The following is a 24,654-nucleotide window of genomic DNA, read 5'->3' as shown; positions in this document are numbered from 1 at the left end:
AGTGGAGAGTGAATGATGGCACGACGCGGAAGGTCCGGGACCAGTCCAGGTGGACGGGATCCCCGACCCCGCGGCCGTCCTTCCTCTCCGAATCGCTCGAAGCCGACCGGGGGTGCGTCTCGCGACGAGACCGCCTCCGGCCGGCCGGCCACTCCACCGGAGCCGTCGGATCAGGCGCGTGACGCCGTGGTGGGTGGCAAAGCTGCTCCGAGGCGCGTCGGTGTTCGTAGGCCCAAGATGCCCGAGCGCACGTTCTTCGGGCTGTCCACCGGACGCGCAGTCATTCTCGGTGTCGTGGTGTGCGCGTTGGCGTTGACGCTGGCCGTGCCGCTCAGGACCTACTTCTCGCAGCGCGGTGAGCTCGAGTCCGTGTTGGCCGAGCGTCAGACCCTGCAGGACGAGGTCGACGCGCTCGAGACCCAGAAATCTCAGCTCAACGAACCGTCCCGCATCGCCGCCGATGCTCGCGAGCGGCTGCGGTTCGTCATGCCGGGGGAGACGCCGTATCAGGTGCAGCTCCCCGGCGACTACTCGCCGAGCTCCAAGGATCTCGAGGTGGACAACACCCCGACCGGGCCGTGGTACACCGACCTGTGGAACACCGCGGTGCAGCCGCAGGGATCGGACGAGCCGTCGGAGCCCACATCCGCGCCCATGCCCGTCGTACAGCCAGAACCCGCTCCGGCCCCGCCGGTGCCAGAACCAGAAGGGGGACCCGTCGGGTGAATTCCTCGGCAGTCTCGCAGGAAGATCTCGATGCGGTCGCATCGCAGCTCGGACGTGAACCGCGTGGCGTACTCGAAATCGCGTATCGATCTCCGGACGGCAGGCCGGGTGTGGTGAAAACTGCCCCGAAGTTGCCCGACGGCACTCCGTTTCCCACTCTGTACTACTTGACCGACCCGCGATTGACGGCGGAAGCCAGTCGGCAGGAATCGGCCGGAGTCATGCGTGAGATGACCGAACGCTTGGGCACAGACGCGGAATTGGCTGCCGCCTATTTGCGTGCACACGAGTCGTACCTGGCTGAGCGCAACGAGATCGAATCTCTCGGAACGGATTTCACCGGCGGTGGTATGCCCGACCGCGTCAAGTGCCTGCATGTGTTGATCGCGCATTCGTTGGCCAAGGGGCCAGGAGTCAATCCGCTCGGCGACGAGTCGGTGGCATTGGCAGCCGAGAACTCGTTGCGCGGCAAAGCTATTCCGGCCGATTGGCCGACCATCGAAGAACTACGTGCGGAGAAATCATGACCAGGGTTGCAGCAATCGATTGCGGCACCAACTCCATCCGCCTGCTCGTCGCAGACAACAACGGTAAGACGCTCGCCGACGTCGCTCGTGAGATGCGGGTCGTGCGCTTGGGGCAAGGCGTCGACGCGGCCGGAGCCTTCGTGCCCGAGGCTATCGAGCGGACCCGTGTTGCATTGGTGGAGTACGCGGAGATCATCCGTAAGACCGGGGCCACCGCGGTGCGCATGGTCGCCACCTCCGCCACCCGTGATGCGTCGAATCGGGAGGACTTCTTCTCGATGGTGCGTGAGGTACTGGGCAAGGTCATTCCCGGTGCCGAGGCCGAGGTGATCACCGGAGACGAAGAAGCGCGGCTGTCTTTCGCCGGAGCGGTCGGTGAACTCGATTCTGCCGCAGGACCTTTCCTGGTCGTCGATCTGGGTGGCGGTTCTACCGAGCTCGTACTGGGCGACGCCAAAGGCGTGAAAGCGGCGTTCTCGGCGAACATCGGCTGCGTGCGTCTCACCGAACGGTTCCTGCATTCGGACCCTCCCACCGCAGACGAGATCAACGGTGCGCGTGAGTACGCCCGCGAGAAGTTGGCGGAGGCATTCGAGGACGTCTCGATCGGCGACGCGTCGAGCTGGGTGGGTGTGGCCGGCACGATGACGACCATCGCGGCCATCGCCAAGGAACTACCCGAGTACGACGCCGACGCAGTGCACTTGTCCCGTGTGCCCTTCTCGGAGTTGTTCGCGGTATGCGAGGACCTGATCGGCATGACCCACACGCAGCGAAGTGCGTTGGGGCCCATGCATCCCGGACGGGTCGACGTCATCGGCGGCGGAGCGATCGTGTGCAGCGTGCTGGCCGAAGAGTTCGAGCGACGCGGGGCTGTCAGCTCGTTGACGGTCAGTGAGCACGACATCCTCGACGGCATCGCGATGTCGATCAAGATCTGATCTGCAATTCTGCAGACCCGTTCTGCGGCGATGTAGGTTGCATCGCTTCGTGTTTCGGTGAAGCCTGATAGGCGCTGTGGCTCACGTCACTGCTCCCGACGAGGCTAGGACCACCGATGACGACACCCGCCCAGCAGGCCCCGGCCGAGAAAGGTTTGGCGCGCGTAGCGCAAGCGCTCGCCAAGGGAACCGAGAAATGGTTTCCCGACGCGTACATCTTCGCCCTCGTCGGCGTGGTGGTCGTTGCTGTTGCTGCCTTCGCCAACGGGTCGTCTCCGCAGAATGTGGTCGACGCATTCGGAAACGGTTTCTGGGACCTGACGGCCTTCACGCTGCAGATGGCGATGGTCGTGCTCACCGGGTACGTCGTGGCAACCTCTCCACCGGTCGCCAGATTGATCACCCGATTGGCGCAGGTGCCCAAGAGTTCCAGTAGCGCCGTCAGTTTCGTTGCACTGCTGTCTTGCTCGGTCTCGTTCCTCAACTGGGGCTTGAGCTTGGTGTTCGCCGGTCTGCTGGCCCGAGCCATCGCGCGTCGTGACGATCTGCGAACCGACTACCGAGCACTCGGGGCTGCGGCATTCATGGGACTGGGAGCCGTCTGGGCGCTGGGAATGTCGTCCTCGGCTGCTCAGCTCCAGGCTACGGCGAAATCGCTTCCGGCGACACTGCTTTCGGTCACCGGTGTACTCGACTTCGGCACCACCATCTTTACGTGGCAGTCGTTGCTGATGTGCGTCATCATCATCGTGTTGACGGTCGTCATCGCACACGTGTCTGCTCCGAAGGGTGCCGCGATCAAGACTGCCGCCGACATGGAGGTCGATCTCGACGACACCGTCGCGGAGCCGGCACCGCGCACCAGGCCGGGGGAGTGGCTCGAGTACAGCCGCATCCTGCCACTGTTCGCTGGCGCGATGACGCTGGGATGGCTTGTCTCGCAGCTGTTGACGCTGCCGGTGCTGTCGGTGGTCAGCAGTCTGAACGGCTATCTCTTGGTGTTCCTGATGCTCGGTCTCGTGCTGCACGGCACCCCGCGGCGGTTCCTCGATTCGGTCAGCAAGGCGGTCCCCGCCACTGCAGGGATCTTGGTGCAGTTCCCGCTGTACGCCGCGATGGCGGCCATGCTCACCAAGGCGGAGGGTAGGGGAGGCGTCACGATTTCCGAGCACCTCGCCAACTTCTTCACCGACATCGGTAGCGGCGGTGGATTCGCCGTGGTCATCGCGGTCTATACCGTGGTGCTCGGGCTCTTTGTTCCGTCCGGCGGCGGCAAGTGGCTCGTCGAAGCGCCGTACGTCATGCAGTCGGCCACCGACGTGCAGATGAACCTGGGCTGGACCGTCCAGATCTACAACGTGGCCGAGGCGTTGCCGAACCTGATCAACCCGTTCTTCATGCTCCCGTTGCTGGCGGTGCTAGGCCTGCGAGCGCGGGACTTGATCGGATTCACGTTCCTGCAGTTCATCTTCCACTTCCCGGTGGTCCTGCTGCTCGTGTGGCTTCTTGGCATGACCTTCGACTTCGTGCCGCCGGTCATCCCGGCGCAATAGCAGCCCGATATGATCGTCACCGCTGGAGCGAGTCTCCGGCGGTGGCCCCTATAGCCCAATTGGCAGAGGCAGCGGACTTAAAATCCGCACAGTGTCGGTTCGAGTCCGACTGGGGGCACCAGTGCCGCCGAACTCGAAGTTAGGGATGGATTTCGGGCGGATTTCGTCCCTAACTTCGAGTTCGACTGAGTTGAGTTGACATACGGGCCAAGGCGTTCCTCGCCGCGTCTGTCGGCTGTCGGCTGTCGATCTCGGATCGTCCCGCACCCTGTTCACGTATAGGGGTAGGGCAGGTCGGTGTCGACGTCTTCGTCGACGAGTAGCTGGCGTCCGAGTTGTGGGAATGCGCGTTGTGAACACGAGGTGCGTTCGCACACCTTGCATCCGGGACCGATGGGAATCGATGCGCCAGGGGAGTGCAGCGGTAGGTTGTCGGCGTAGACCAGTTTGTGAGCATAGGCGATGTCACATCCGAGGCCGATCGCGAAACTTTTCCGTGGTGATCGGTATCCGAGTCCGCCACTGTCGGTGGCGCGCGCAATCCACAGATAGGAGCGGTCGTCGGGCATGGTGGCGATCTGTGTGAGAATTCGCCCCGATGCCGCGAATGCGTCGTGCACCACCCACAGTGGACAGCTTCCACCTACACGTGAGAAGTGGAATGCACTGGCGGACTGACGTTTCGAGATGTTTCCGGCTCGGTCGGTGCGGATGAAGAAGAACGGAACGCCCTTCGCCCCTGGTCGCTGCAGCGTGGACAATCGGTGACACACGGTTTCGAAGCCGACCTCGAAGGTCAGCGACAGCAGATCGATGTCGTATCGCAGCGACTCCGCAGCGGCGAGGAACCGTCCGTAGGGCAACAGCAGGGCTCCGGCGAAATAGTTGGCCAGCCCGACGCGGGCCAGCTCTCGGGCCTGAGTGCTCAGGTTCGTATCGGCATCGACGATCGTGTCGATTGTCGTCGACTGCGAGAGAAATGCCAGCTGGGTTGCGATCTGGTAGGCGCGTTGCCCGGCGGTCAGTCGACGCGCGAGCAGGAGAGTCCCGCCGGTGTCGTCGAAGATTCGTTTGGGGCCGAGTGCGCCGGGATCGTCGTCGCCGATAGTCACCGTGATGCCGTGGTCCGCTTCGATGACCCGTGCGAATTGTAGATCGAGCGCCCCGATACTGAGCCCACTTCGCTCGAAGAGTTCCTCAGCCGCAGTATCCAATTCGGGGATGTGATTGCGCCGGTCATAGAAGAAGTCTCGGACTTCCTCGTAGGGCATCGGGGCGTGACCGCCCGTCGGGACATCGGGTTTGGGCCCGTCGAGTCCGACCGTGAGCCGATCCACCTGGTCGGTCGCTGCATGGAGCTTGCGGTGCAGCGACACGAGGGTGCGCCCGATGTCCGGCATGCGCGCGACCAATTCCTGGATGTCGGACATCGACACCTCGCCTCGGTCGGAGGTTTCGGTGAGTACATCGTGCAGGTCGGCGACGAGGCGAGCGTCGGTGTCGGTGGCGAAGAACGAGGGGTCGAGCTCGAACATTGTGTTGAGCTTGAGCAGTACCTGGACGGTCAGAGGTCGTTGGTCGTTCTCGAGTTGGTTGAGGTAACTCGGCGAGAGCTCGAGTGTCTTCGCCAGCGCGGACTGCGTCAGCTGTCGTTCCTCGCGTAGGCGACGCAGCCGCCCGCCTGCGTAGATCTTCTGCATCTTTGTCGCTGCCTCCTTCGGGTGTCGACACTGTAGCCGAACTGGACTTCGCAACATTTGCCGATTTGCAGGAATTGCCTCGCAAAAATAGGCATTTGCGATGTCTTCCGCAGGTCCGGACTCGTGCGTAGCTTGTGAATGAAGCGTAGTAAGCCCTTTCATCAGCACGGAGGATTTTCTGTGAAGACCCATCTCGTACGCACCCGTACATCCGCCGAGGACTTTCCCCAGTCCGAGCACCTGGCTTGGAAGGTCGCCGAGGTCGCCACCGACGCAGTGGAGGTACCCGAAGCGACGGCCGAGATGATCGTCAACCGGATCATCGACAATGCCTCGGTGGCTGCGGCCTCGCTGGTGCGCCGTCCGGTGACGAGTGCTCGCACACAGGCGCAGGCGCACCCGTACAGCCCCGGTGCCACTGTGTTCGGAATCGGTGGAAAGTACTCACCCGAGTGGTCCGCGTGGGCCAATGGGGTAGCGGTGCGAGAACTGGACTTTCACGACACGTTCCTCGCCGCCGAGTACTCCCACCCGGGGGACAACATTCCGCCGATCCTCGCAGTCGCCCAGCAAGCCGGGCGCTCGGGGCGCGATCTGATCCGCGGTCTGGCCACCGGGTACGAGATTCAGATCGACCTCGTTCGCGCAATCTCGTTGCACGAGCACAAGATCGACCACGTTGCCCATCTCGGTCCCTCTGCTGCCGCCGGTATCGGCACCCTGCTCGGCCTCGACACCGAAACCATCTACCAGGCCGTCGGGCAAGCGCTGCACACCACGACAGCCACCCGTCAGTCCCGCAAGGGGTCGATCTCGAGTTGGAAGGCCTACGCCCCTGCGCTCGCAGGGAAGGTTGCCGTCGAAGCCGTCGATCGAGCACTGCGCGGCGAGGGTGCTCCGTCGCCGATCTGGGAGGGTGAGGACGGGGTCATCGCGTGGCTTCTCGGGGGACCGAACGCGGAATATCATGTGCCGCTTCCCCGCCCGGGTGAAGCCAAGCGTGCAATTCTCGACAGTTACACGAAGGAACACTCCGCCGAGTACCAGAGTCAGGCCCCGATCGACCTCGCCCGACGAATGCGGGAAAAGATCTCCGATCTCGAACAGATCGAGACGATCGTGTTGCACACCAGTCACCACACGCACTACGTCATCGGCACCGGCTCGAACGATCCACAGAAGTTCGATCCCACCGCCTCCCGGGAAACCCTCGATCACTCGGTGATGTACATCTTCGCAGTCGCGCTCGAGGACGGAATCTGGCATCACGAGCACTCGTACGCCCCCGAACGCGCGCAGAGGCCGAACACCGTCGCGTTGTGGAACAAGATCTCGACCGTAGAAGACCCCGAGTGGACGCGCCGATACCACTCTGTCGATCCGGACGAAAAGGCGTTCGGTGCACGCGCGGAGATCACGCTGAAAGACGGCACGGTCATCGTCGACGAACTCGCGGTCGCCGACGCGCACCCCCTCGGTGCCCGCCCGTTCGCTCGCGAGCAGTACATCGCGAAGTTCCGTTCGTTGGCCGATGGTGTGATCGCACCCTGGGAACAGGATCGCTTCCTTCGCGCAGCCGAGCGGGCTCCCGAGCTCGCCGCAGGTGAACTCGATCAGCTGACCTTCACCGTCGCCGACGATGTCCTCGGGAGGGCTCCTAAGACCCCGAAGGGCATCTTCTGATGCCGGGCCTCATTGCGGCCTCGACGTCGGCCGCGGACAAGCGTATTGCGTTGCGCGCCGGGCTTGCGTCGACGTCGATCACTCGGCTTCCCGGCGCTATCAACCCGCTGACCGCAAAGTTGATTCAGGAGATCGGCTTCGAGGGGGTCTATATCTCCGGTGGCGCATTCTCTGCCGGGCTCGGTCTGCCCGACATCGGACTCACCACGTTGACCGAGGTCATCACCCACAGTGCGCAGATCGCGGCCGTCACCGACTTGCCGGTACTGATCGACGCCGACACCGGATTCGGTGAGCCGATGTCCGCGGCACGCACGGTGCTGGCGGCCGAGGATGCTGGGATCGCTGGGCTGCACCTCGAAGACCAGATCAACCCGAAACGCTGCGGGCACCTCGACGGCAAAGCGATTGTCCCGATAGAGGAGATGGTGCGACGCCTCCGCGCGGCCATCACCGCGCGGCGAGATCCGAACTTCGTCATCTGCGCCCGCACCGATGCAGCGGGTATCGACGGAATCGACGCCGCGATCGAACGAGCCAGATCTTATGCCGACGCCGGAGCAGACCTGATCTTCACCGAGGCGCTCGCCGAGGAAGCCGACTTCGTGAAGTTCCGTGCTGCAGTGGACATCCCACTGCTGGCGAACATGACCGAGTTCGGCAAGTCCGAGCTGATCTCCGCGCAGAGACTCGAGGACATCGGCTACAACGCCGTCCTGTACCCGGTCACCACGTTGCGACTGGCCATGGGTGCCATCGAAACCGGAATGCGTGAAATCCACGACCGCGGAACGCAAAAGGGACTCCTCGACCGGATGCAGACCCGCTCACGTCTGTACGAACTGCTCGAGTACGACAAGTACAACGAATTCGATACCGGAATATTCAATTTCACGTTAGGGACGAAGTCATGACCGAAGCCATCTACAAGGGGCTGGCCGGTGTCGTGGTCGACACCACCGCCATTTCCAAGGTCGTCCCCGAGACGAACTCGCTGACCTACCGCGGATACGCCGTGCAGGATCTCGCCGCGCACTGCAGCTTCGAGCAGGTCGCGTATTTGCTGTGGCACGGCGAGCTCCCGTCCCTGCAGCAACTCGAACTGTTCGTTCAGCGCGAGCGGGCCCAACGGCGAGCAGACCGCTCGTTGCTCTCGCTCGTGACGAAAATGCCCGACAATTGTCATCCGATGGATGTCGTGCGCACCGCGATCAGCTATCTCGGTGCCGAAGACCCTGCCGAGGAGGATAATTCGGTGTCGGCGAACCTGGCCAAGGCGCTGCGCATGACGGCAGTGTTGCCGACCATCGTCGCCGCCGACCATCGCCGCCGACACGGCCTCGATCCCATCGCCCCTCATTCGCATCTTGGGTTCGCGGAGAACTTCCTCTACATGTGCTTCGGCTCCGTTCCCGAACCGGAAATCGTCAAGGCCTTCGAGGTTTCCCTGACCCTGTACGCCGAGCACAGCTTCAACGCCTCCACCTTTGCTGCCCGCGTGGTCACCTCGACACTGTCGGATATCTACAGCGCCGTCACCGCCGCCATCGGAGCGCTGAAGGGTCCGTTGCACGGCGGTGCCAACGAAGCTGTCATGCGAGACATGCTCGAGATCGACGACCCCGAACGGGCCGCACAGTGGCTGCAGAACAAACTCGCAGCCAAAGACAAGGTCATGGGGTTCGGTCACCGTGTCTACAAGAACGGCGACTCACGCGTACCGACGATGAACGCAGCATTCCGCGACGTCGCCGCGGTGACCGGCGGAGACAATTGGGTGCGCATGTACGATATCCTCGAAAAGACCATGCACGATGCCACCGGCATCAAACCCAACCTCGATTTTCCTACCGGTCCGACGTACTACCTGATGGGCTTCGACATCGACGTGTTCACACCGATTTTCGTCATGAGTCGCATTACCGGTTGGACGGCTCACATCATCGAGCAAGGTGCGTCGAATGCGCTGATCCGACCACTGAGCCAGTACTCGGGAGTGCCGCAACGCGCTGTCGTCGCCTGACGCCGGCCAACCCGTTGGTCCGATTCCCCACTGCACGTCGGGTGGCCGCTGTTCTCGACCTGGTCGCTGGATCGAGCCCGCTTTCGACGGCTCGGGTGCGGAGAGATGAACAAGTGCGATGATTTCTGTCATGGCACGGGACGTCACGGGCACGGTGCGAGGCATTACCCTTCAGCAGTTGCGCTACTTCGTAGAAGTGGCCGCCGAGGGGTCCATCAGTGCCGCGGCGGACTTGCTCTACATCGCGCAACCGACCATGTCTGCGGCATTGAAAGACCTGGAACGTCGCGTGGGTCGGACCCTCTTCGTTCGCTCGACCCGTGGGGTCACACTCACTGAGGACGGCGCCGAATTTCTCGGCTACGCGCGCCAGGTGGTCGATCAATCAGAACTCTTGGAACAGCGGTACCTCGGCCGGGGGCCCGCCCGACGACTCTTGGCCGTCTCGACTCAGCACTACTCGTTCGTCGTCGACGCCTTCGTTCGCATGGTGAAAGCATCTGAGGCTCCGGAGTATTCGTTCAGTCTTCGAGAGACCCGTACGTGGGAAATCATCGAGGATGTCCGTACGCTCCGCAGTGAACTCGGTGTCCTCTATCGCAACGAGTTCAATGCAAGCGTGATCGACAAGCTGATTCGCGAAGCAGGTCTGGTTTTCACGCCGCTGTTTCTGGCATCGCCGCATATTTTCATTGCCCGCACGAACCCCCTGGCGGAGCGAAAAAGTGTGGAGCTGAGCGATCTCGAAGAACTTCCGCGTCTCACGTTCGACCAAGGCGCGAACAATTCGTTCTACCTCTCCGAAGAGATACTCTCCACCCGTTCGTCCAAACAAGAGATCCGGGTGAGCGATCGTGCCACCATCTTCAACCTCATGATCGGTCTGGGCGGATACACCATCTCCACCGGCATTGTCTCGGATGATCTCGATCCGTCCATCATCGCTGTTCCACTCGACGTCGACGATCGCATCGAGATCGGTTGGATCGGTCATGCCTCGGTGTCTTTGACCGTCCAGGCCCAGCGCTTCGTGGCGGAGATGCGTGACGTCGTGTCTGGTTTCGGCGTCGACCTACTGGCATAGCCCGTGCCTATGGTCAGCCATAATCTTGAGTGATTAGGCTATGGCGACTGGTCCAATTAGGCTCGCGTTCAGGCCGCTTCGGACAGCAGCCTCCCGGTTTTCTCGACCTGAGAATCGGCCCGACCATCGAGTAGTTCGGTCGAAGTGCCGCGAAGACTCAGGCTGTGAACCCGCGTGGTGACGCGTTCGTCGCCACACTCAGCGCACGTGATTGGGGTTACTGGTCAGCATGACGAACGACTGTACTTTCAGCATCAGCACGACGCGCTTCGACGAGGACTACACCCCGTCGACGAACTCGCGTCACACGACCAACTTCGCGAATCTTGCACGCGGCGAGCATGGTCGACAGAACCTGCGTAACGCGGTGACGATGATGAACACTCGTCTCAACGAGGTGGTTCACTGGGACAATCCACATGGCGACCGCTACGCACTCGAACTCGACATCATCTCGGTGGATCTGCATCTCGTGTCCGTCGGGGCCGACGCCGCGTTTCCGGTGATCGAAATGCTCGATGTCGGAATAGTCGACACCACTACCGGCTCCCGCGCAGAGGGCATCGTCGGAAACAACTTCTCCTCGTACATTCGCGACCACGATTTCGTTTTTCGGCTCCCGAAACAACGAGCGTCGGTTATTCCCAGCGACTTCGGCGATGTGCACGGTCAGGTCTTTCAGCGTTTTGTCGATTCTTGCGACTACCGTGAACGGTTCTCGCAACCACCTGTCATCTGTATCAGTGTGTCGACCTCCAGTACCTACCGTCGCCTCACGAACCACCACCCGGTCCTCGGGCTCGAATACGAGACAGAGGACAAGTCGATCACCGATCAGTACTTCCAAAAGATGGGTCTCAGGGTTCGCTACTTCATGCCCCACGGGTCCGTCGCTCCATTGGCGTTCTACCACCGCGGTGACTTGCTCAACGACTATTCGGTCTTGGCACTGGCGGGAACGATCGCGACGATGGAGACCTTCCAGAAAATCTATCGTCCCGAAATCTACAACGCGAACACTGCCGCCTCGGAGGTCTACCAGCCGAGTCTGGACAACCAAAACTATTCACTACCGCAAGTGACCTACGACCGTGTCGAGCGCAATCGACTTGCAACGACACAGGCAGAGTTCGCCGACGTGAATCTCATGCAACCGTATGGCTCGGTCCTGAAGCGGTGGGCCACCGAGCAATGCGCCTGACCGTTCGAGACCGAAAGGTACAAGAGATGAACCCACTCCTGCCGACCTCGATCGTCGGTAGCCTACCCAAGCCCTCGTGGCTCTCCGAGCCGGAGAAGCTCTGGTCGCCGTGGAAATTGCGAGACGACGAACTGCGCGAAGGAAAACTCGACGCTCAGGCGCTCGCAGCTGACGAACAGCGTCGTGCGGGGCTCGACATCGTCAGCGATGGTGAACAGACGCGTCAGCACTTCGTGACCACGTTCATCGAGCATCTCGAGGGTGTCGACTTCGATCGGCGCGAAACTGTGCGAATTCGTGACCGATACGACGCAAGCGTTCCGACGGTTGTCGGTGCAGTGAGCCGCAAACGATCAGTGTTTGCCGCAGATGCGACGCGCCTTCGAGCAGTGACCGACCAGCCGATCAAATGGGCACTGCCTGGCCCTATGACAATGATCGACACGCTCTACGACGACCACTACAAGAGTCGCGAGAAGCTCGCATGGGAGTTCGCGACTCTTCTGAACCAAGAGTCAAAGGACTTGGAAGCGGCAGGCGTCGACATCATTCAGATCGACGAGCCCGCATTCAACGTGTTCTTCGACGAGCTCGAAGACTGGGGAATCGCGACACTCGAGCGTGCAATCGAAGGGCTGAATTGCGACACTGCCGTACACATATGTTACGGCTACGGCATCAAAGCCAACACCGATTGGAAGGCAACTCTCGGGGCCGAGTGGCGCCAGTACGAACGGTCGTTCCCACTATTGCAACAGTCTTCGATCGACATCGTGTCGCTGGAGAGCCACAATTCGCGCGTACCTGTCGACATGATCGAACTGCTTCGAGGTAAGAAGGTCATGCTGGGTGCGATCGATGTAGCGAGCGACACCGTAGAGACCGGCGAAGAAGTCGCTGAAACACTCAGGCGCGCACTCCCGTTCGTCGACGCAGACAAGCTCTACCCGAGTACCAATTGCGGTATGGCACCACTCGACCGACGCGTCGCACGAGACAAGATGGTCGCGCTCACCGCCGGCGCGGAAATCCTGCGACGTCAGTTGTCCGAGTAATTCTCTGCCGAACTCGAAGTTGTGGATGGATTTCGGCCGGATTCCGTCCACAACTTCGAGCTCGACCGAGTCGAGTTGCCCGTGTCAGGTCACCCGGGTAGTTCCGGGTACCTCGATGTCGGCGTGATCACCGGAGTCTTCGCGTTGGCCGGCTGGAATTTTTCGCATGATCAGCCAGGCGGCACCGCCCGCGACGACCATCAAGCATGCGGCGATGCCAGACGTGATCGTTACCCCACTGGTGAAGGCGTCTGCGGCCGAGTCGAGCAATCCACGGGCCTGTTCGGCCGGCAGTCGGTCCGCTACGGCTTGGGCACCACCGAGGGTTTCTCGAGCCGCGGAAGTGTCGAAACCGGCGTTCTCGGGCGTGACGACGTTGGCACGGTACTGCGCCAACAGGATCGCACCGAGCACGGACGTACCGGTGACGGCACCGAGTTCGTAGGCCGTCTCGGAGATAGCGGCTGCGGCACCGGCCTTTTCCGGGGGAGCTGTCGACAGGATCATGTCGTTCGAGATGGTCTCTGCAACCCCGATACCTGCTCCGAGGACCGCGAACGCCGCAACGAACGACCACACCGATGTCGGCTCGGTGAACACCGCGATCGTTCCGTATCCGAACGCCGCCAACATCATTCCCCCTGAGATGATCGTGGCAGGCCGCAGCATTCGTGCAAGTACCACTGCCAGGAGGCCGGCGGTGATCATCGCCAGAATGCCGGGCAGCAAGCGGAGCCCGGCTTGCATCGGGCTCAACCCGACGACGAGCTGAAGGTGTTGCGATACGAAATACAAGAATCCGACGAGCGCGAATATCGCGAGCAGGTTGACCAATACTGCGCCGGCGAAGGCAGGCACGGTGAACAGGCGAACATCGAGCATCGGGTCGGGTCGGCGGAGCTGCCTGCGTACGAACATCCACACTGCCAGTGCGCCGATCAGCGCGGGCAACGCTGTCCCGGACCAACTTCCTCCGGTCGCCAAGTCCTTGATCGCATAGACGATCGGGGTCAGGGCGATCAACGACAGGGCGATGCTGATGCCGTCGATACGCGCAGGATCGGGGTCCTTCGATTCGGGTACCAGTACCGGGGCCAGTAGCAGCAAGGGCAGCAGAAGTGGAATCGCGAACAAGAACACCGAACCCCACCAGAAGTGCTCCAGCAAGAATCCGCCGACGACAGGTCCCATGGCTGCACCCGCTCCGATGGACGCTGACCAGATCGCGATCGCCAGACGGCGTTCGGAGCGATCGGTGAACAGATTGCGCAACAGAGACAGGGTCGCGGGCATCAAGGTGGCTCCGAAAAAGCCGAGGCCGGCACGTGCGGCGATCAGCATCTCGGGCGTCTGCGAGTAGGCCGCAACCACGGACACCGCTGCGAAGCCGGTCGCGCCGATGAGCAGTAAGCGTCGTCGTCCGATTCGGTCGCCCAGGCTACCCATCGCGACGAGCAACCCTGCCAAGACGAGGGGGTAGGCGTCGATGATCCAGAGTTGTTGTGCGCCGGATGGTTCGAGAGTTTCGGCGATCGAAGGTAAAGCGAAGGACAGCACTGTGTTGTCGATCGCGATGATCAACACGGGCAGCATCAAGACAGCGAGCGCGCACCATTGGCGAACCCCCGCCGTTCTGCCGTGCGAGAGGTGGCCCGGAGTGGGCGGACTTGTGAGTTCAGGCATGTGCCGTCTTCCGATGAGATTGGGCGGGACTTCGTTACTGTACCAACCAGACGGTGCAGTAACGAGTCGACGTCACATTCGCCCGTAAACTCTTGCTGTGCCTCCTCCTCCCGTAGCGCGTGACAAGTCGTTGAACGCTTTCGTCAAGCTCGTGCTGGAGCAGGGGGAGAAGGCGGCGACCCTCGACGCGGTTGCCGCTGCTGCCGGGATCTCGAAGGGCGGCTTGATGTACCACTTCCCCAGCAAGGAAGCCTTGGTGGAGGGGTTGATGCGTGTCGTCGAGGAGCTCGCGGCCGACGATGTTCGACGGATGAGGGAGCATCCAGAGGGCCCAGCGGATTACCACATACGCACATCGACGTTCCACGACACTGCTGTCGATCGTGCCGTGGTTGCCACGATGCGGCTGAGCCAGGGTGCGAACGAGGTTGCGCAGCAGACCCTGGAGCGAATCCGGCAATCCTGGTTGGATGCGTTGAACGAGCAGATCGCTGATCCGGCGGTCGCAGAAGCGGTCCTTCTGATGGGCGACGGCCTCTACTTCGCCGCAGCATCGGCCGGAACGGACCACCGATCGCCCGACCACATCGAGGCGTTGGTAGGCGTTGTACACAGGCTCATCGACTCTCGTCCCTGAAGGAGCCACGTGGCTCATCGCCCGACGCTGCATTCACACCGTGCTCGCAGTGCTGGGTGGTGACTTCAGAAGGGCGTCCCTCCCGCTTGCGGGGCGAACGCTGCCCGATGCACGCCATGAATGTGGACAAGCACTGATCGGGTCGAATTCCGCAGCACCCCTGACCGCCGTCTATGGCTTGGGGCAGATGCTCGGACCGCTGATGGTCGCGCCGGTCATCGGCGATGGCTAGGGAGTTGCATTCACCATTGCGTTTGTCGTACTCGCCTGTGCTATCGCGCTTTCCGTGATCGTCGCACGGAAAATCCTGCCCCGGAGATCAGACTGGAAGGCGGTCGGTCAGTTCAAGTATTTTGCCAATCGGTGAAAGCAACGTCGAGAAACCAACGAACGGCTCGTGGCGGCATCGGTCCATCACGCCACGCCAGCCGCACCTGGGTCGGCGGTGCGCCGTCGATAGGGAGAAACCGTAGTCCGGGGTGAGAGATCCGTCGTGCGGCCAGTTCCGGAACGATACCGATTCCGCGTCCAGCAGCGATATTCTCGAGCCACTCCTCGAAATTTCGGCAGGTGATCACCACTCGCGGTACACCGTTTTCGGCAACCGGAATGGAGTCGGCTGTTGTGGAACCGGACAGCGTGTTGACCACCAATGGACCGGGTGGGAGCGAGTCCCACCGCACCTCGGTGGCATCACCGAAGGAAGGGTTCGACCGGCTCACCGCAAGAGTTCGTCGTTCGGTGCCGACCTGACGAGTCACCGTGCCGGCGGTCAAATGATGTGGGCGACTTCGGTAGAGCGCCACATCGACGTCGCGCGCATCCAGAGCTGCAAGAGGGTCGTCGACGCGGCGCACGTCCACGTCCGCGGCGTATTGACGTACGAGAGAGGCACGCGTGGCAGCGAACCATCCGTCGGGGAGCAACCATGCAAAGCCCAACCGCACGACCGGGTGGTCGTCGAGATCTGCGATCAGCGAATCCACCTCTCCCAGGATTCTGCGTGCACGCCTCAGCACGACCAATCCGTCCTCGGTCAGTTCGGCAGTACGGGACTCGATCAATCGACGCCCGCAACGCTGTTCGAGTTGACGAACCGAACGCGTCAGTGTCGGCTGCGAAACGCGCAGTTCGGCGGCTGCGGCGGTGTGAGTGCCACAGTCCGCCAGAGCGACCAACGCGCGCAGGTGTCTCAGCTCGACCTCCATACGTCCAGCGTATATCCACCGGTGCTCGGCGTATTGGCCTGCTGCGCCGATGGCTCCTACTCTCGGACTCACTGCCCCACCCTTCACTAGGAGTTTCGATGTTTCGTTACGAGTCGTTGCAGGTGCCTATCGTCGGAGCGCCGATGGCGGGAGGCCCGACGACCCCTGACTTGGTTGCAGCAGTACGGAATTCAGGTGGACTGGGGTTCCTTGCCGCGGGTTATCTCACCCCGGAAAGGTTGACCGCGGACATCGTTGCCGTTCGCGGTGCTGGCACACAAACGTTCGGGGTCAATCTGTTCGTCCCCGAGGACGGGCAGGTTGTCGACACCGAGGACATTGCGCGGTATCGCGCGCTGCTCCAGCCCTACGCCGATGATCTCGGCGTCGAACTCCCCGCCGACAGCACCCTTGCCGAGAATATCGACGACCACTGGGAGGAGAAGCTCGACATCGTCGTGGCCGAAGCCATCCCGGTCGTGTCGTTCACCTTCGGGTGCCCGAGTGCCGACATCATCGCCCGCCTGCACGACGCCGGGAGCGCCGTCACCGTCACCGTCACCGATGAAGAGGACGCGCGTGCGGCGGTCGATGCAGGTGCCGACTCCCTGTGCGTGCAAGGCCCCGATGCCGGCGGGCACCGCTCGACCTTTCGCATCGATGCCGAGAGTTCGGACATTTCCCTCGACGAGTTGATTCCTGCGATACGCCGAGCAGTGTCGGTCCCCCTCGTGGCGGCTGGCGGGATCACCACCGCGTCCGATGTCCGTCGAGTCCTGGGCTACGGGGCAGTGGCGGCTCAGGTCGGAACCGCCCTGCTCCGGTCGCCGGAAGCCGGGACGAAGCCTGCCCACGCCGCCGCCTTGGTCGATCCTCGGTTCACCGAAACGGTGGTCACTCGAGCCTTCAGCGGCCGTCCCGCCCGAGCCTTGCGCAACAAGTTCGTCGATCGGTTCGATACAGGATCGTCACGCCAGTACCCCGCCGTGAACACGCTGACCGGCGGCATCCGCAAGGCCGCAGCGAACGACCCTCACGGCATCAACCTGTGGGCCGGTGCCGGGCACCGCAGCGCTTCCGCTGACCCGGCAGCGCGAATTATCGAAGAATTGGCCTCGGAGTTGTGAGGAATGTCCAGGTGTAAAAACCGCACGGATCGTGGTGTTTGAACCCACGCTCCAAAACCCGCATCGGGTGTACGGGATTGAGTACCGTCGTGGACATGCAACTGACTCGCTTCAGCGATCTGGCCCTACGGGCGATGATGTTGCTGGCAGCCGCCGGCCCGGACGGCCCACGGATGACCACCGGAGCCATTGCAGTTCGAGTCAACGCGTCCGAACACCATGTAGCGAAAGCGATTACACGCTTGGTCGGATTGGGCTGCGTCCGTGCGCAGCGCGGCCGCACCGGTGGGCTCTTCCTCACCGACACGGGCCGATCGATATCGGTGGGCCACCTGATCCGTCAACTCGAAGGCGATCGCGAAGTCGTCGAGTGCGTAGGGGACCGGCCCTGCCCACTTCTTGCCGCCTGCCGATTGCGGCATGCCCTGGCCGTCGCCAAAGAAGCGTTCTATGGCGAACTCGACCGCTACACGATCGACGATCTAGCCGCGTCCCCGACCATTCCACTCGCAATGGTCGCTTTTCCCTCACCCTGACCCGCCATTTCGACGTCGGCGGTCCATTGGAAGGAATACCTGTGTCCACGTTCGGTCCCCTCACTGTCGAGCACGAGCTCCAACCCGATCACGTCGACGTCGTCAGAGCGACGTTGCCGTTGGTGGGTGCCAATATCGACGCCATCACAACAAACTTCTATGCACGCATGTTCGCCGCACGACCGGAGCTGCTGCGAAATCTGTTCAACCGCGGGAATCAGGCACAGGGAGCGCAGCAACGAGCTCTGGCCGCGTCGATCGCAACGTACGCCACCCATCTGGTTGACCCGACGCTGCCGCACCCGGACGAAATGCTGTCCCGGATCGGACACAAGCACGCATCTCTCGGAATTACCGCCGACCAGTACTCGATCGTGTACGGGCACCTCTTCGCTGCGATCGTCGACGTACTCGGTGCCGAGACAGTGACGACCGAAGTCGCCGAAGCCTGGGACCGGGTGTATTGGATGATGGCCGACACTCTCGTCGATCTCGAGAACCGCCTTTACGAGAGCGCGGGAGTGGTTGCGGGACAGGTCTTTCACCGCGGAATCGTCACTACGCGCACCGAAGATCCGTCCGGGGTAGTGGTGATCGGTGTGACCGGCGACTGGCCCGAGCTTCGAAAGGAGCACCCGGGTGGGTACGTCTCGGTCGGAGTGACTCTGCCCGACGGCGCGCGACAGATCCGCCAGTACAGCCTCATCTCCGGCAGTGACACAGGCGAATTGACGTTCGCCGTCAAGCCTGTCGTCGCCAGCGGTGGCTGCCCGGCAGGTGAAGTGTCGAACTGGATCTCGAGCACGCTACGCCCGGGAGACCTCATCGACATCAGCATCCCGTTCGGTGATCTGCCGACAGCCGACATCTCTGCGGGGTCCGCCGTATTGATCTCGGCCGGCATCGGCATCACGCCGATGAACGGGATTCTCGAACATCTCGCTCTGTCGGGTACGCAATCCGAGGTGTTGGTTGTCCACGCAGACCGTAGCCCCGCCGACCATCCGCTTCGGGCCCGTCAGCGACAACTGGTCGACGCCTTGCCGAACGCCGTCCTCGAACTCTGGTACGAGGAGCCCGGCGATGTGGCCGATGCACACCATGGGCGGTTGGATCTCACTCTTGTCGAACTTCCTCAGGGTGCGACGTTCTTCGTCTGCGGCGGTATCGGTTTCGTGCGGGCCGTCACTTCGCAACTCGTCGACTGTGGGGTCGACAAGTCGCGTGTCCATTGCGAACTGTTCGCCCCGGACGAGTGGTTGCTCGGCGCAAGCGTCGGCCGGTAGCCGCGCCGGCGTCCCGGGCTACCTTCGGTCAAAGTCCGTACTTGCCGTCGGCCCAGTACGGTCGCACAGTAACGCTGCGCCTTGCCAAGCCGAGCCCCTCGATGAGTGCTTTCCTGTGGCGTTGGATCGATTGGGCGTGGCCGAGCAGCCAGGCTCCACTGATATGCCCGAGGTCCCCGGCGACGATGGCGGTCTCCAGCCATGACTGCAGTGCATCACCGGGTGCGTCGGTTGCGGGCACGAAGCGATACTTCGGCCATCGTATTGCCAAGTAGGGGAGAGCTTTCGCTCTCACTTCGATGACTATGTCGGCCCCTGGGTTGTCATGGCCGTAGGCATCGAGCGTGCCGAGAGAGCACGCGTCACCGAGACAGAGGTTTCGGGTTCCATTCCTGAACGACGAACGGTGCCTGCCCGCCAGCAAGGTCGTGTCGTCGCCGGGCCGCAGCCGGCTGATCCATGCGGCTCCCGGTCCCGATGGCGTGGTGTCCACGAGGATTCCGATGCGTTCCAACTCTTGGCTGTTGTTTACCGTTCGGACGGTGTAACGGCGTCCGAGAGTGGGAGTCACTCGAAATTGGATCTCGTGGCCTGGGTGCCACCCGCCCGGCGGCGCGTCCGCAGCCAGCTGTAGTTCGATGAAGCCGGGGGCCGGAGCACTCACGTCGAGCACGCGAGCCCGTCGACCCAACGCCGATTGTGCCAAATTTCCTATGAATGCTGGTGATTGGGGCACGGGGGTCCTCGATTCGACTGGGTGCGCCGATGCTTCGTGGCGCGGGGTTGGTTGACGGGTTTTCACTCGACCGACGCAGGAGGTGCCGGTTCGTTGCTTGTTTCGGCTGCCGGCAGAAAGAAGGCGATGAGTAGGGGGACAGCACTCAAACCTATTGTCCACCAGAAGCTATGGGCGAAGGCCGCGAGATGGCCGGCCTGAGTCGTGGCATCGTCGAGCAGATTTTGGAGGATGATTGCGATGACTGCGACGCCGAAGGGCGCCCCAACACGTTGGACCACGCTGAATGCAGCACTGCCTCTCGGCGCTTCGTCGTGACCGAGGCTCGCGAAGGCGAGGGTCATCACCGGGAACGTTGCGGCACCGAAACCGATACCCTGCAAAACCTGGCCGGCCAGCATCAACGCAGTCCCGCCTTCCGCACCCGCGAGAGCGAACGGCAGGATCCCGATCATCGTCATGAGCACCCCTGCGGCGACGACGATCCGGGCGTCCACGGCGGCAGCGAATCTGCGTAGGACGACGAAGAACAACATCGTTCCGAGCCCCTGCGGGATGAGCAACAATCCGGTGGCGAGCACCGACTCGCCACGGACCTGCTGATAGAAGAGCGGCAGCAAGAACATGACGGCATACACCGAAAATCCGCTGACGAAAGTGACGATGCTGGTCAAGCCGAAACTGCGTCGCGTGAACAACCGGACGTCCAGCAGCGCCGGGCGTCGGGCGTGCAGGGAGTGGAACGTGAATGCTGCCAGTAGTGCAATCCCGCCCGCGATGGGCGACCACGCCGCGACGGCGAGGAATCCCCCGTGTTCGGGTGCCTGACTGATGCCATAGGCGATGGCGACAATTGCTGGGGTGAGGAGAGCGAAACCGAGAGAATCGAACCGATGATGACGGCTGCCCGAAGTGGCGGGGAGAACCCACGGTCCCAGTGCGAGCGCAGCGAGGCAGAAGGGGACGTTCACGAAAAAGAGCCAATGCCAGTGCAGTGACTGCAGAATCAGCCCTCCGAGAACCGATCCGAGGATGGGCGCGAGTTGGGCAGGCAGCGCCACTGCGATCATCGCACGGCCGATTCGGGGTTTACCCGCCGCGCGCGTGAGGATCGAGATCGTGATGGGGAGGACCATTCCTCCGCCGATTCCTTGAAGCACTCGGAACCCGATGAGCGCCGGCAGCGAGTCGACCAGTCCGCAGAGGATCGAGCCGGCCAAGAACGTTCCGACGGCAACCATCCACGCATTACGCGAACCGATTCTCTCGGAGAACCATCCGCTGACGGGGATCACCGCGACGAACGCGAGTAGGTAAGCGGTAGTGACCCATTGGGTTTGCGCCACCGATGCGCCGAAAGCCGTATGCAGGTGATCGAGAGCGATATTGACGATCGTGGTGTCGAGAAGCGTAGTGAAGGCACCGAGGACCAGTACCAGGCTGATCGCATTCAGCCTGCGGTCGGTTACCGCAACAGAAGTGGGGGAAGAAGTTGTCATGTCGCTAAACTAGACGGTTCAGTTTAGTTGCGCAAGACTGTACGGTACAGTTCACTTCGCAGGCAGATTCGAAGGAGATGACGCGGGTGAACGACAGCAAGGCTGCGAAGCCGGTCCGTGAAGGATCCCCACTCAAGCGCGCGGCGATCGTCGCCGCAGCGCGCGAGCTGTTCGTGCAGCAAGGAGTCGATCGCGTCAGCATGGATGCCGTTGCGTCAAGTGCGAAGGTGTCCAAAGCGACTGTCTACGAATACTTCGGCGACAAACGCCGCCTTTTCCTGGCCATACTCGCCGATGTTTCGCAGTCCCTACTGACGACAGTGCAGGTCACGCTCGACAAGCATCTGTCGGACACGGCGCTCATCACGACCGTGCCGCAGTTGCAGCAGACGCTCACCGAGGTTGCCATCGACTTGGGGCAATCTGTTGTCGGTTCGGCTGACTACAGCGACGGATTCGCACTCGTCGCACAAGAACGACTGCGTACGCCATCGACCGAAGACGACATCGCAACGGACGCCGTTGTTCTGGCCCTCGCCGAGCGTCTCGGGCATTTCGTGGACGTTGGGTTGGTAGAGACCGACCGTCCAGAATTGGCGGCAGAGCATTTCTTCGCATTGACTGTTCTGTTGGCATTCGACCGACACCCCGGCCCAGCCAATCGCGACGCTCAGGGCATTCGCCAGACAATGATCGACGGTGTGCACGCCTTCGTTCGTGCGTATTCCCCGCGTTAGAGACCGTTGCTGTCCAGTCGGGTCCAGTCGTCAGATGGAAACGCCGTGGCGGCGATCTCCGAGAATCCGTTCGGCCACAAGAGCTTCCATAGCGGCGGAGAAGGGCTCATGTCTGCCCTCCGTGATGGCAACATTGCCTGTGTATTCCGAGTCGTTGTTCGTAGTCGAGGTCATTGTCAGGCATCTCCATCTCGTTCGGTGTGCTTCACAGGATCGACGATATCGTGTGAATAAGCAAGAATGTTTGCTGTTTCAGCAAAGAGGGAGGGCAATGTGAGACTTCGGTGCGGCGTTGCCCGACGCGCGAAATCAGGCGGCGAGTTGCACCTTCCGTAGGGTCATGTGGTGCAGTGAGCATATTCCGCCCAATGAGGAAGGCTCGCACATGTTCTCGTCCTTCATCCCGCCGCGCCAAGTCACGATCGGGGCAGCCGCCGCCTTTGTCGGCACCACTCCGCGAGCGATTCGCCACTATCACCAGATCGGTCTGTTGCCGGAGCCCGAGCGGGGGAGCGACGACCGCCGCCGCTACGGCTACGACGAGATGATCCGGCTGATGTGGATCCGCCGAATGGCGGACGCCGGCATTGCCCTCGACGATATCCGCGAGGCGTTGGCCGACGCGTCCGGCACCTCCGACAGCGACGTCGCGCGCATCCTCGACCGACTCGAAGGGGTCATTGTCGCCAGGCAGGCCGAACTCGAGCGGCAACGGACCGCCGTGCAGCGCATGCGTGCGCGGGGGAGCAGGTTGGGCCTGCTCTCCGATGTCGTGAGTGAGCGCCTCGTCGACTTGCCCCAGGGAGCGGTGCGGCAGGACGACCTGGACACCCTGCTCGTGACCGAGCGGATCTTCGGCGAGCTCGGCGCGTCGGTCCAGGCGTCGCGTGTCATCGCCCTGGCCACCCACCTGGACTTGCGGGAGTATTCCGACCGAGTCGACGCCGCCGAAGGGGCGCTCGACGACTCGGTCTCCGTCGACGACCCCCGCGTGGCGGAGGTCGCGGCCGAACGGCACGCCTTCGAGACCGCCCTCCATGCGGTCATCGAGAGCTCCGGCCTGGCGCAGGCCGACGACGCCCGGTTCGACGCCTGGGACGAGTCGCACCCCGCTCCCGCCGACGCCGGTCCGGCGTGCGGGTCGACGAGCCTCACCGAGGCCGTCCGGATGATGCCGTACGACTTCTCTCCTGCACGCCTGCGGTGCATGGAATTGGCCCTGGAACTCGGCGAACCCCGGTAGCGCTTCGGGAATCAGGTGCTGGGCGCACAGGAATTCAGGTGTGTTGGGGCGCTCTACGCAAGGGCTGCGCGATACGGTCGGAAGAACTCGCGTAGTTCTCGGGCGTACAGCTCGGGCTCCACGAACGGAGCGAAGTGCCCACCGCGCGGAAGTGCTTTTACACGAACGACATTCGCGACGCGGTCGAGCCATGCGCGGGGCGGATTCGTGAAAAGGTCACCCGAAAAGAACGAGAACCCTGACGGCACCTCGACGCGGCGGGCGTGCTGCTCCGAGGGAATGGACGCGTTGGCGCTGTACATACGCATCGACGAGCCGATGGTCTCGGTGAGCCAGTAGAGGGTGACGTTCGTGAGGATCTCGTCCTTGGTGAAATTGCGCTCGATGTCACCGTCGCCGTCGGTCCACCCTCGCAGCTTCTCGACGATCCATGCGGCCAACCCGGCCGGGGAGTCGGTCAACCCGACGGCAGCGGTCTGCGGTTTCGTGCGGTGCATGGCCGCGTATGCACCCTCTGTACTGCCCCACGCGGCGGACCTGTCGAGAAAGTCCTGCTCCTGCGGTGACAGTTCGGCGCGGTCGCCGGTGAACACGGGCAGTCCCGCATCCATACGGTGGACGGCCACGACAGAGTCGGGGTGATCGAGTGCCAGGTAGCGGCTGACGGCGCTGCCGATGTCGCCTCCGGCAGCCCCGTAACGGGTGTACCCCAAAATCTGCATCAGCTCCGCCCAAACGCCGGCTACCGCAATCGAATTCAAAGGGGCACCTACCGGTGTATCCGAATAGCCGTAACCCGGCATGTCGGGCACGATGACGTCGAAGGCATCGGCGGGGTCGGCACCGTGTGCGCCCGGGTCGGTCAGCAGCGACACCACTTTCGAGTAGCGCCAGAACGAGTCCGGCCATCCATGGCTGAGAACCACGGGAAGAACCGGGCCCACAGGTGCCACTGCCCGCGCGTGCACGAAGTGGATGCCCAGATCGCCGACGTCGACCCGGAATCGAGGGTGCTTCGACAGGGCAGACTCCTGCGCTCCCCAGTCGAATTCGTCGGCCCAGTATTCGACGAGTTCACGAAGGTAACCGACGTCGACACCGAGTGACCACCCAGCATCGGCAGGACTGTCCGGCCACCGTGTTGCGCGAAGTCGTGTTCTCAGGTCATCCAGCGCCGCAGCAAGAGTCGTCGAAACGAATGGTTCGGGACGCGTCATGAAGGGGAGTCTACGTCCTGATGTGGCCGGGGTCAGGGGAGTCGGTGGGACCACGTGGTCACGTCCGCCGCTGTGCCAGAGTCAGTTTCGTCGCTACAGAGCTTCGGCCACTACCGATCGATTCGATACCGAAGGGGTCGAAGTCCTCGGCCATCCAGTTCGGCGATAGGGGCCCATCGGGTCGTCGGTCAGATTGGTTGTCCCGTTCACGCTCCGGCCATTGTTCGTTCACTGGTGTGCCCGATTCGGTTC

General features: G+C 62.5%; 22 protein-coding genes and 1 tRNA gene. 17 read left to right on the top strand and 6 right to left on the bottom strand.

Annotation, left to right across the window (positions count from 1 at the left end; translation table 11 throughout):
• Window positions 1-12 precede the first annotated feature (12 nt).
• From JLZ96_RS06685 to JLZ96_RS06665, 5 genes are all read left to right on the top strand, one after another.
• The gene (locus tag JLZ96_RS06685) at window positions 13-726 is read left to right on the top strand and encodes a septum formation initiator family protein (protein ID WP_236253850.1); all 714 of its coding nucleotides are present in this window, start codon (window positions 13-15) and stop codon (window positions 724-726) included.
• Complete coding sequence (locus JLZ96_RS06680) at window positions 723-1,253, top strand: DUF501 domain-containing protein (protein ID WP_027496115.1); 531 nt, start codon at window positions 723-725, stop codon at window positions 1,251-1,253. The genes JLZ96_RS06685 and JLZ96_RS06680 overlap by 4 nt, the downstream gene beginning before the upstream one ends.
• Window positions 1,250-2,194, top strand: a complete 945-nt coding sequence (locus JLZ96_RS06675) for a Ppx/GppA phosphatase family protein (protein ID WP_201009704.1) — start codon at window positions 1,250-1,252, stop codon at window positions 2,192-2,194. Before JLZ96_RS06680 ends, JLZ96_RS06675 begins: the two co-directional genes overlap by 4 nt.
• Before the next feature lie 116 nt (window positions 2,195-2,310).
• Entirely contained in the window at window positions 2,311-3,747 is a 1,437-nt protein-coding gene (locus tag JLZ96_RS06670) for a short-chain fatty acid transporter (RefSeq protein ID WP_201009703.1), read from the top strand.
• Between the two features lie 44 nt (window positions 3,748-3,791).
• Window positions 3,792-3,868 (top strand) — tRNA-Leu (locus tag JLZ96_RS06665).
• Window positions 3,869-4,019: 151 nt separating this feature from the next.
• Here the strand turns inward: JLZ96_RS06665 and JLZ96_RS06660 are convergent.
• Window positions 4,020-5,447 carry a short-chain fatty acyl-CoA regulator family protein gene (locus JLZ96_RS06660; protein WP_201009702.1) on the bottom strand — a complete coding sequence of 476 codons (1,428 nt, stop codon included), beginning with the start codon at window positions 5,445-5,447 and terminating at the stop codon, window positions 4,020-4,022.
• A gap of 180 nt (window positions 5,448-5,627) precedes the next feature.
• Here JLZ96_RS06660 and prpD point away from each other — a divergent pair, with 180 nt between their 5' ends.
• The 6 genes from prpD (at window position 5,628) to JLZ96_RS06630 (ending at window position 12,493) form a co-directional block, all read left to right on the top strand.
• On the top strand, window positions 5,628-7,130 hold the full coding sequence (prpD, locus tag JLZ96_RS06655) for a 2-methylcitrate dehydratase PrpD (RefSeq protein ID WP_201009701.1): 1,503 nt from the start codon (window positions 5,628-5,630) through the stop codon (window positions 7,128-7,130).
• Complete coding sequence (prpB, locus tag JLZ96_RS06650; protein WP_201009700.1) at window positions 7,130-8,044, top strand: methylisocitrate lyase; 915 nt, start codon at window positions 7,130-7,132, stop codon at window positions 8,042-8,044. The genes prpD and prpB overlap by 1 nt, the downstream gene beginning before the upstream one ends.
• Entirely contained in the window at window positions 8,041-9,153 is a 1,113-nt protein-coding gene (locus tag JLZ96_RS06645) for a bifunctional 2-methylcitrate synthase/citrate synthase (protein ID WP_201009699.1), read from the top strand. The genes prpB and JLZ96_RS06645 overlap by 4 nt, the downstream gene beginning before the upstream one ends.
• 130 nt (window positions 9,154-9,283) lie before the next feature.
• Entirely contained in the window at window positions 9,284-10,237 is a 954-nt protein-coding gene (locus JLZ96_RS06640; protein ID WP_201009698.1) for a LysR family transcriptional regulator, read from the top strand.
• A gap of 229 nt (window positions 10,238-10,466) precedes the next feature.
• A complete protein-coding gene (locus tag JLZ96_RS06635) occupies window positions 10,467-11,438 on the top strand; it encodes a putative oxygenase MesX (protein ID WP_201009697.1) in 972 nt (323 codons plus the stop codon).
• Window positions 11,439-11,464: 26 nt separating this feature from the next.
• Window positions 11,465-12,493, top strand: a complete 1,029-nt coding sequence (locus JLZ96_RS06630) for a methionine synthase (RefSeq protein ID WP_201009696.1) — start codon at window positions 11,465-11,467, stop codon at window positions 12,491-12,493.
• An 84-nt stretch (window positions 12,494-12,577) separates the two neighbouring features.
• Here the strand turns inward: JLZ96_RS06630 and JLZ96_RS06625 are convergent, their stop codons facing one another.
• On the bottom strand, window positions 12,578-14,176 hold the full coding sequence (locus tag JLZ96_RS06625) for an MFS transporter (protein ID WP_201009695.1): 1,599 nt from the start codon (window positions 14,174-14,176) through the stop codon (window positions 12,578-12,580).
• 97 nt (window positions 14,177-14,273) lie between these two features.
• Here JLZ96_RS06625 and JLZ96_RS06620 point away from each other — a divergent pair, with 97 nt between their 5' ends.
• Window positions 14,274-14,813 carry a TetR/AcrR family transcriptional regulator gene (locus JLZ96_RS06620; RefSeq protein WP_032385632.1) on the top strand — a complete coding sequence of 180 codons (540 nt, stop codon included), beginning with the start codon at window positions 14,274-14,276 and terminating at the stop codon, window positions 14,811-14,813.
• Between the two features lie 344 nt (window positions 14,814-15,157).
• Here the strand turns inward: JLZ96_RS06620 and JLZ96_RS06615 are convergent, their stop codons facing one another.
• Complete coding sequence (locus JLZ96_RS06615; protein WP_236253849.1) at window positions 15,158-16,093, bottom strand: LysR family transcriptional regulator; 936 nt, start codon at window positions 16,091-16,093, stop codon at window positions 15,158-15,160.
• A gap of 26 nt (window positions 16,094-16,119) precedes the next feature.
• Here JLZ96_RS06615 and JLZ96_RS06610 point away from each other — a divergent pair, with 26 nt between their 5' ends.
• From JLZ96_RS06610 to JLZ96_RS06600, 3 genes are all read left to right on the top strand, one after another.
• Window positions 16,120-17,148: a nitronate monooxygenase gene (locus JLZ96_RS06610; protein WP_167329237.1), complete on the top strand. Its 1,029-nt coding sequence runs from the start codon at window positions 16,120-16,122 to the stop codon at window positions 17,146-17,148.
• Between the two features lie 95 nt (window positions 17,149-17,243).
• Window positions 17,244-17,684: an Rrf2 family transcriptional regulator gene (locus tag JLZ96_RS06605; RefSeq protein ID WP_027496129.1), complete on the top strand. Its 441-nt coding sequence runs from the start codon at window positions 17,244-17,246 to the stop codon at window positions 17,682-17,684.
• Between the two features lie 35 nt (window positions 17,685-17,719).
• A complete protein-coding gene (locus JLZ96_RS06600) occupies window positions 17,720-18,970 on the top strand; it encodes a globin domain-containing protein (RefSeq protein ID WP_167329246.1) in 1,251 nt (416 codons plus the stop codon).
• Window positions 18,971-18,998: 28 nt separating this feature from the next.
• Here JLZ96_RS06600 and JLZ96_RS06595 read toward each other — a convergent pair whose 3' ends face one another.
• Complete coding sequence (locus tag JLZ96_RS06595; protein WP_201009694.1) at window positions 18,999-19,634, bottom strand: hypothetical protein; 636 nt, start codon at window positions 19,632-19,634, stop codon at window positions 18,999-19,001.
• Between the two features lie 134 nt (window positions 19,635-19,768).
• Window positions 19,769-21,205 carry an MDR family MFS transporter gene (locus tag JLZ96_RS06590; protein WP_167329235.1) on the bottom strand — a complete coding sequence of 479 codons (1,437 nt, stop codon included), beginning with the start codon at window positions 21,203-21,205 and terminating at the stop codon, window positions 19,769-19,771.
• Window positions 21,206-21,291: 86 nt separating this feature from the next.
• Between JLZ96_RS06590 and JLZ96_RS06585 the strand changes: the two genes are divergently transcribed.
• A complete protein-coding gene (locus JLZ96_RS06585; protein ID WP_236253848.1) occupies window positions 21,292-21,942 on the top strand; it encodes a TetR/AcrR family transcriptional regulator in 651 nt (216 codons plus the stop codon).
• Window positions 21,943-22,327: 385 nt separating this feature from the next.
• On the top strand, window positions 22,328-23,185 hold the full coding sequence (locus tag JLZ96_RS06580) for a MerR family transcriptional regulator (protein ID WP_201009692.1): 858 nt from the start codon (window positions 22,328-22,330) through the stop codon (window positions 23,183-23,185).
• Window positions 23,186-23,238: 53 nt separating this feature from the next.
• On the opposite strand, the gene JLZ96_RS06575 is transcribed toward JLZ96_RS06580, so the two are convergent.
• On the bottom strand, window positions 23,239-24,402 hold the full coding sequence (locus JLZ96_RS06575; RefSeq protein ID WP_201009691.1) for an epoxide hydrolase family protein: 1,164 nt from the start codon (window positions 24,400-24,402) through the stop codon (window positions 23,239-23,241).
• Window positions 24,403-24,654: the final 252 nt, after the last annotated feature.

The organism is Rhodococcus sp. NKCM2511 (assembly GCF_014905595.1).
GTDB classification, from domain to species: Bacteria; Actinomycetota; Actinomycetes; order Mycobacteriales; family Mycobacteriaceae; genus Rhodococcoides; species Rhodococcoides fascians.
Note: the sequence above shows the minus strand (reverse complement) of the source record. Positions and strands in the feature narration are given on the sequence as shown.

What these genes read in the sequence shown, in the direction of transcription:
- JLZ96_RS06685 (WP_236253850.1), top strand. Translation starts at nt 13, where the DNA reads ATGATGGCACGACGCGGAAGGTCCGGGACCAGTCCAGGTGGACGGGAT.
- JLZ96_RS06675 (WP_201009704.1), top strand. Translation starts at nt 1,250, where the DNA reads ATGACCAGGGTTGCAGCAATCGATTGCGGCACCAACTCCATCCGCCTG.
- JLZ96_RS06670 (WP_201009703.1), top strand. Translation starts at nt 2,311, where the DNA reads ATGACGACACCCGCCCAGCAGGCCCCGGCCGAGAAAGGTTTGGCGCGC.
- JLZ96_RS06660 (WP_201009702.1), bottom strand. Translation starts at nt 5,447, where the DNA reads ATGCAGAAGATCTACGCAGGCGGGCGGCTGCGTCGCCTACGCGAGGAA.
- prpB (WP_201009700.1), top strand. Translation starts at nt 7,130, where the DNA reads ATGCCGGGCCTCATTGCGGCCTCGACGTCGGCCGCGGACAAGCGTATT.
- JLZ96_RS06645 (WP_201009699.1), top strand. Translation starts at nt 8,041, where the DNA reads ATGACCGAAGCCATCTACAAGGGGCTGGCCGGTGTCGTGGTCGACACC.
- JLZ96_RS06640 (WP_201009698.1), top strand. Translation starts at nt 9,284, where the DNA reads ATGGCACGGGACGTCACGGGCACGGTGCGAGGCATTACCCTTCAGCAG.
- JLZ96_RS06635 (WP_201009697.1), top strand. Translation starts at nt 10,467, where the DNA reads ATGACGAACGACTGTACTTTCAGCATCAGCACGACGCGCTTCGACGAG.
- JLZ96_RS06630 (WP_201009696.1), top strand. Translation starts at nt 11,465, where the DNA reads ATGAACCCACTCCTGCCGACCTCGATCGTCGGTAGCCTACCCAAGCCC.
- JLZ96_RS06625 (WP_201009695.1), bottom strand. Translation starts at nt 14,176, where the DNA reads ATGCCTGAACTCACAAGTCCGCCCACTCCGGGCCACCTCTCGCACGGC.
- JLZ96_RS06610 (WP_167329237.1), top strand. Translation starts at nt 16,120, where the DNA reads ATGTTTCGTTACGAGTCGTTGCAGGTGCCTATCGTCGGAGCGCCGATG.
- JLZ96_RS06605 (WP_027496129.1), top strand. Translation starts at nt 17,244, where the DNA reads ATGCAACTGACTCGCTTCAGCGATCTGGCCCTACGGGCGATGATGTTG.
- JLZ96_RS06590 (WP_167329235.1), bottom strand. Translation starts at nt 21,205, where the DNA reads ATGACAACTTCTTCCCCCACTTCTGTTGCGGTAACCGACCGCAGGCTG.
- JLZ96_RS06580 (WP_201009692.1), top strand. Translation starts at nt 22,328, where the DNA reads ATGTTCTCGTCCTTCATCCCGCCGCGCCAAGTCACGATCGGGGCAGCC.
- JLZ96_RS06575 (WP_201009691.1), bottom strand. Translation starts at nt 24,402, where the DNA reads ATGACGCGTCCCGAACCATTCGTTTCGACGACTCTTGCTGCGGCGCTG.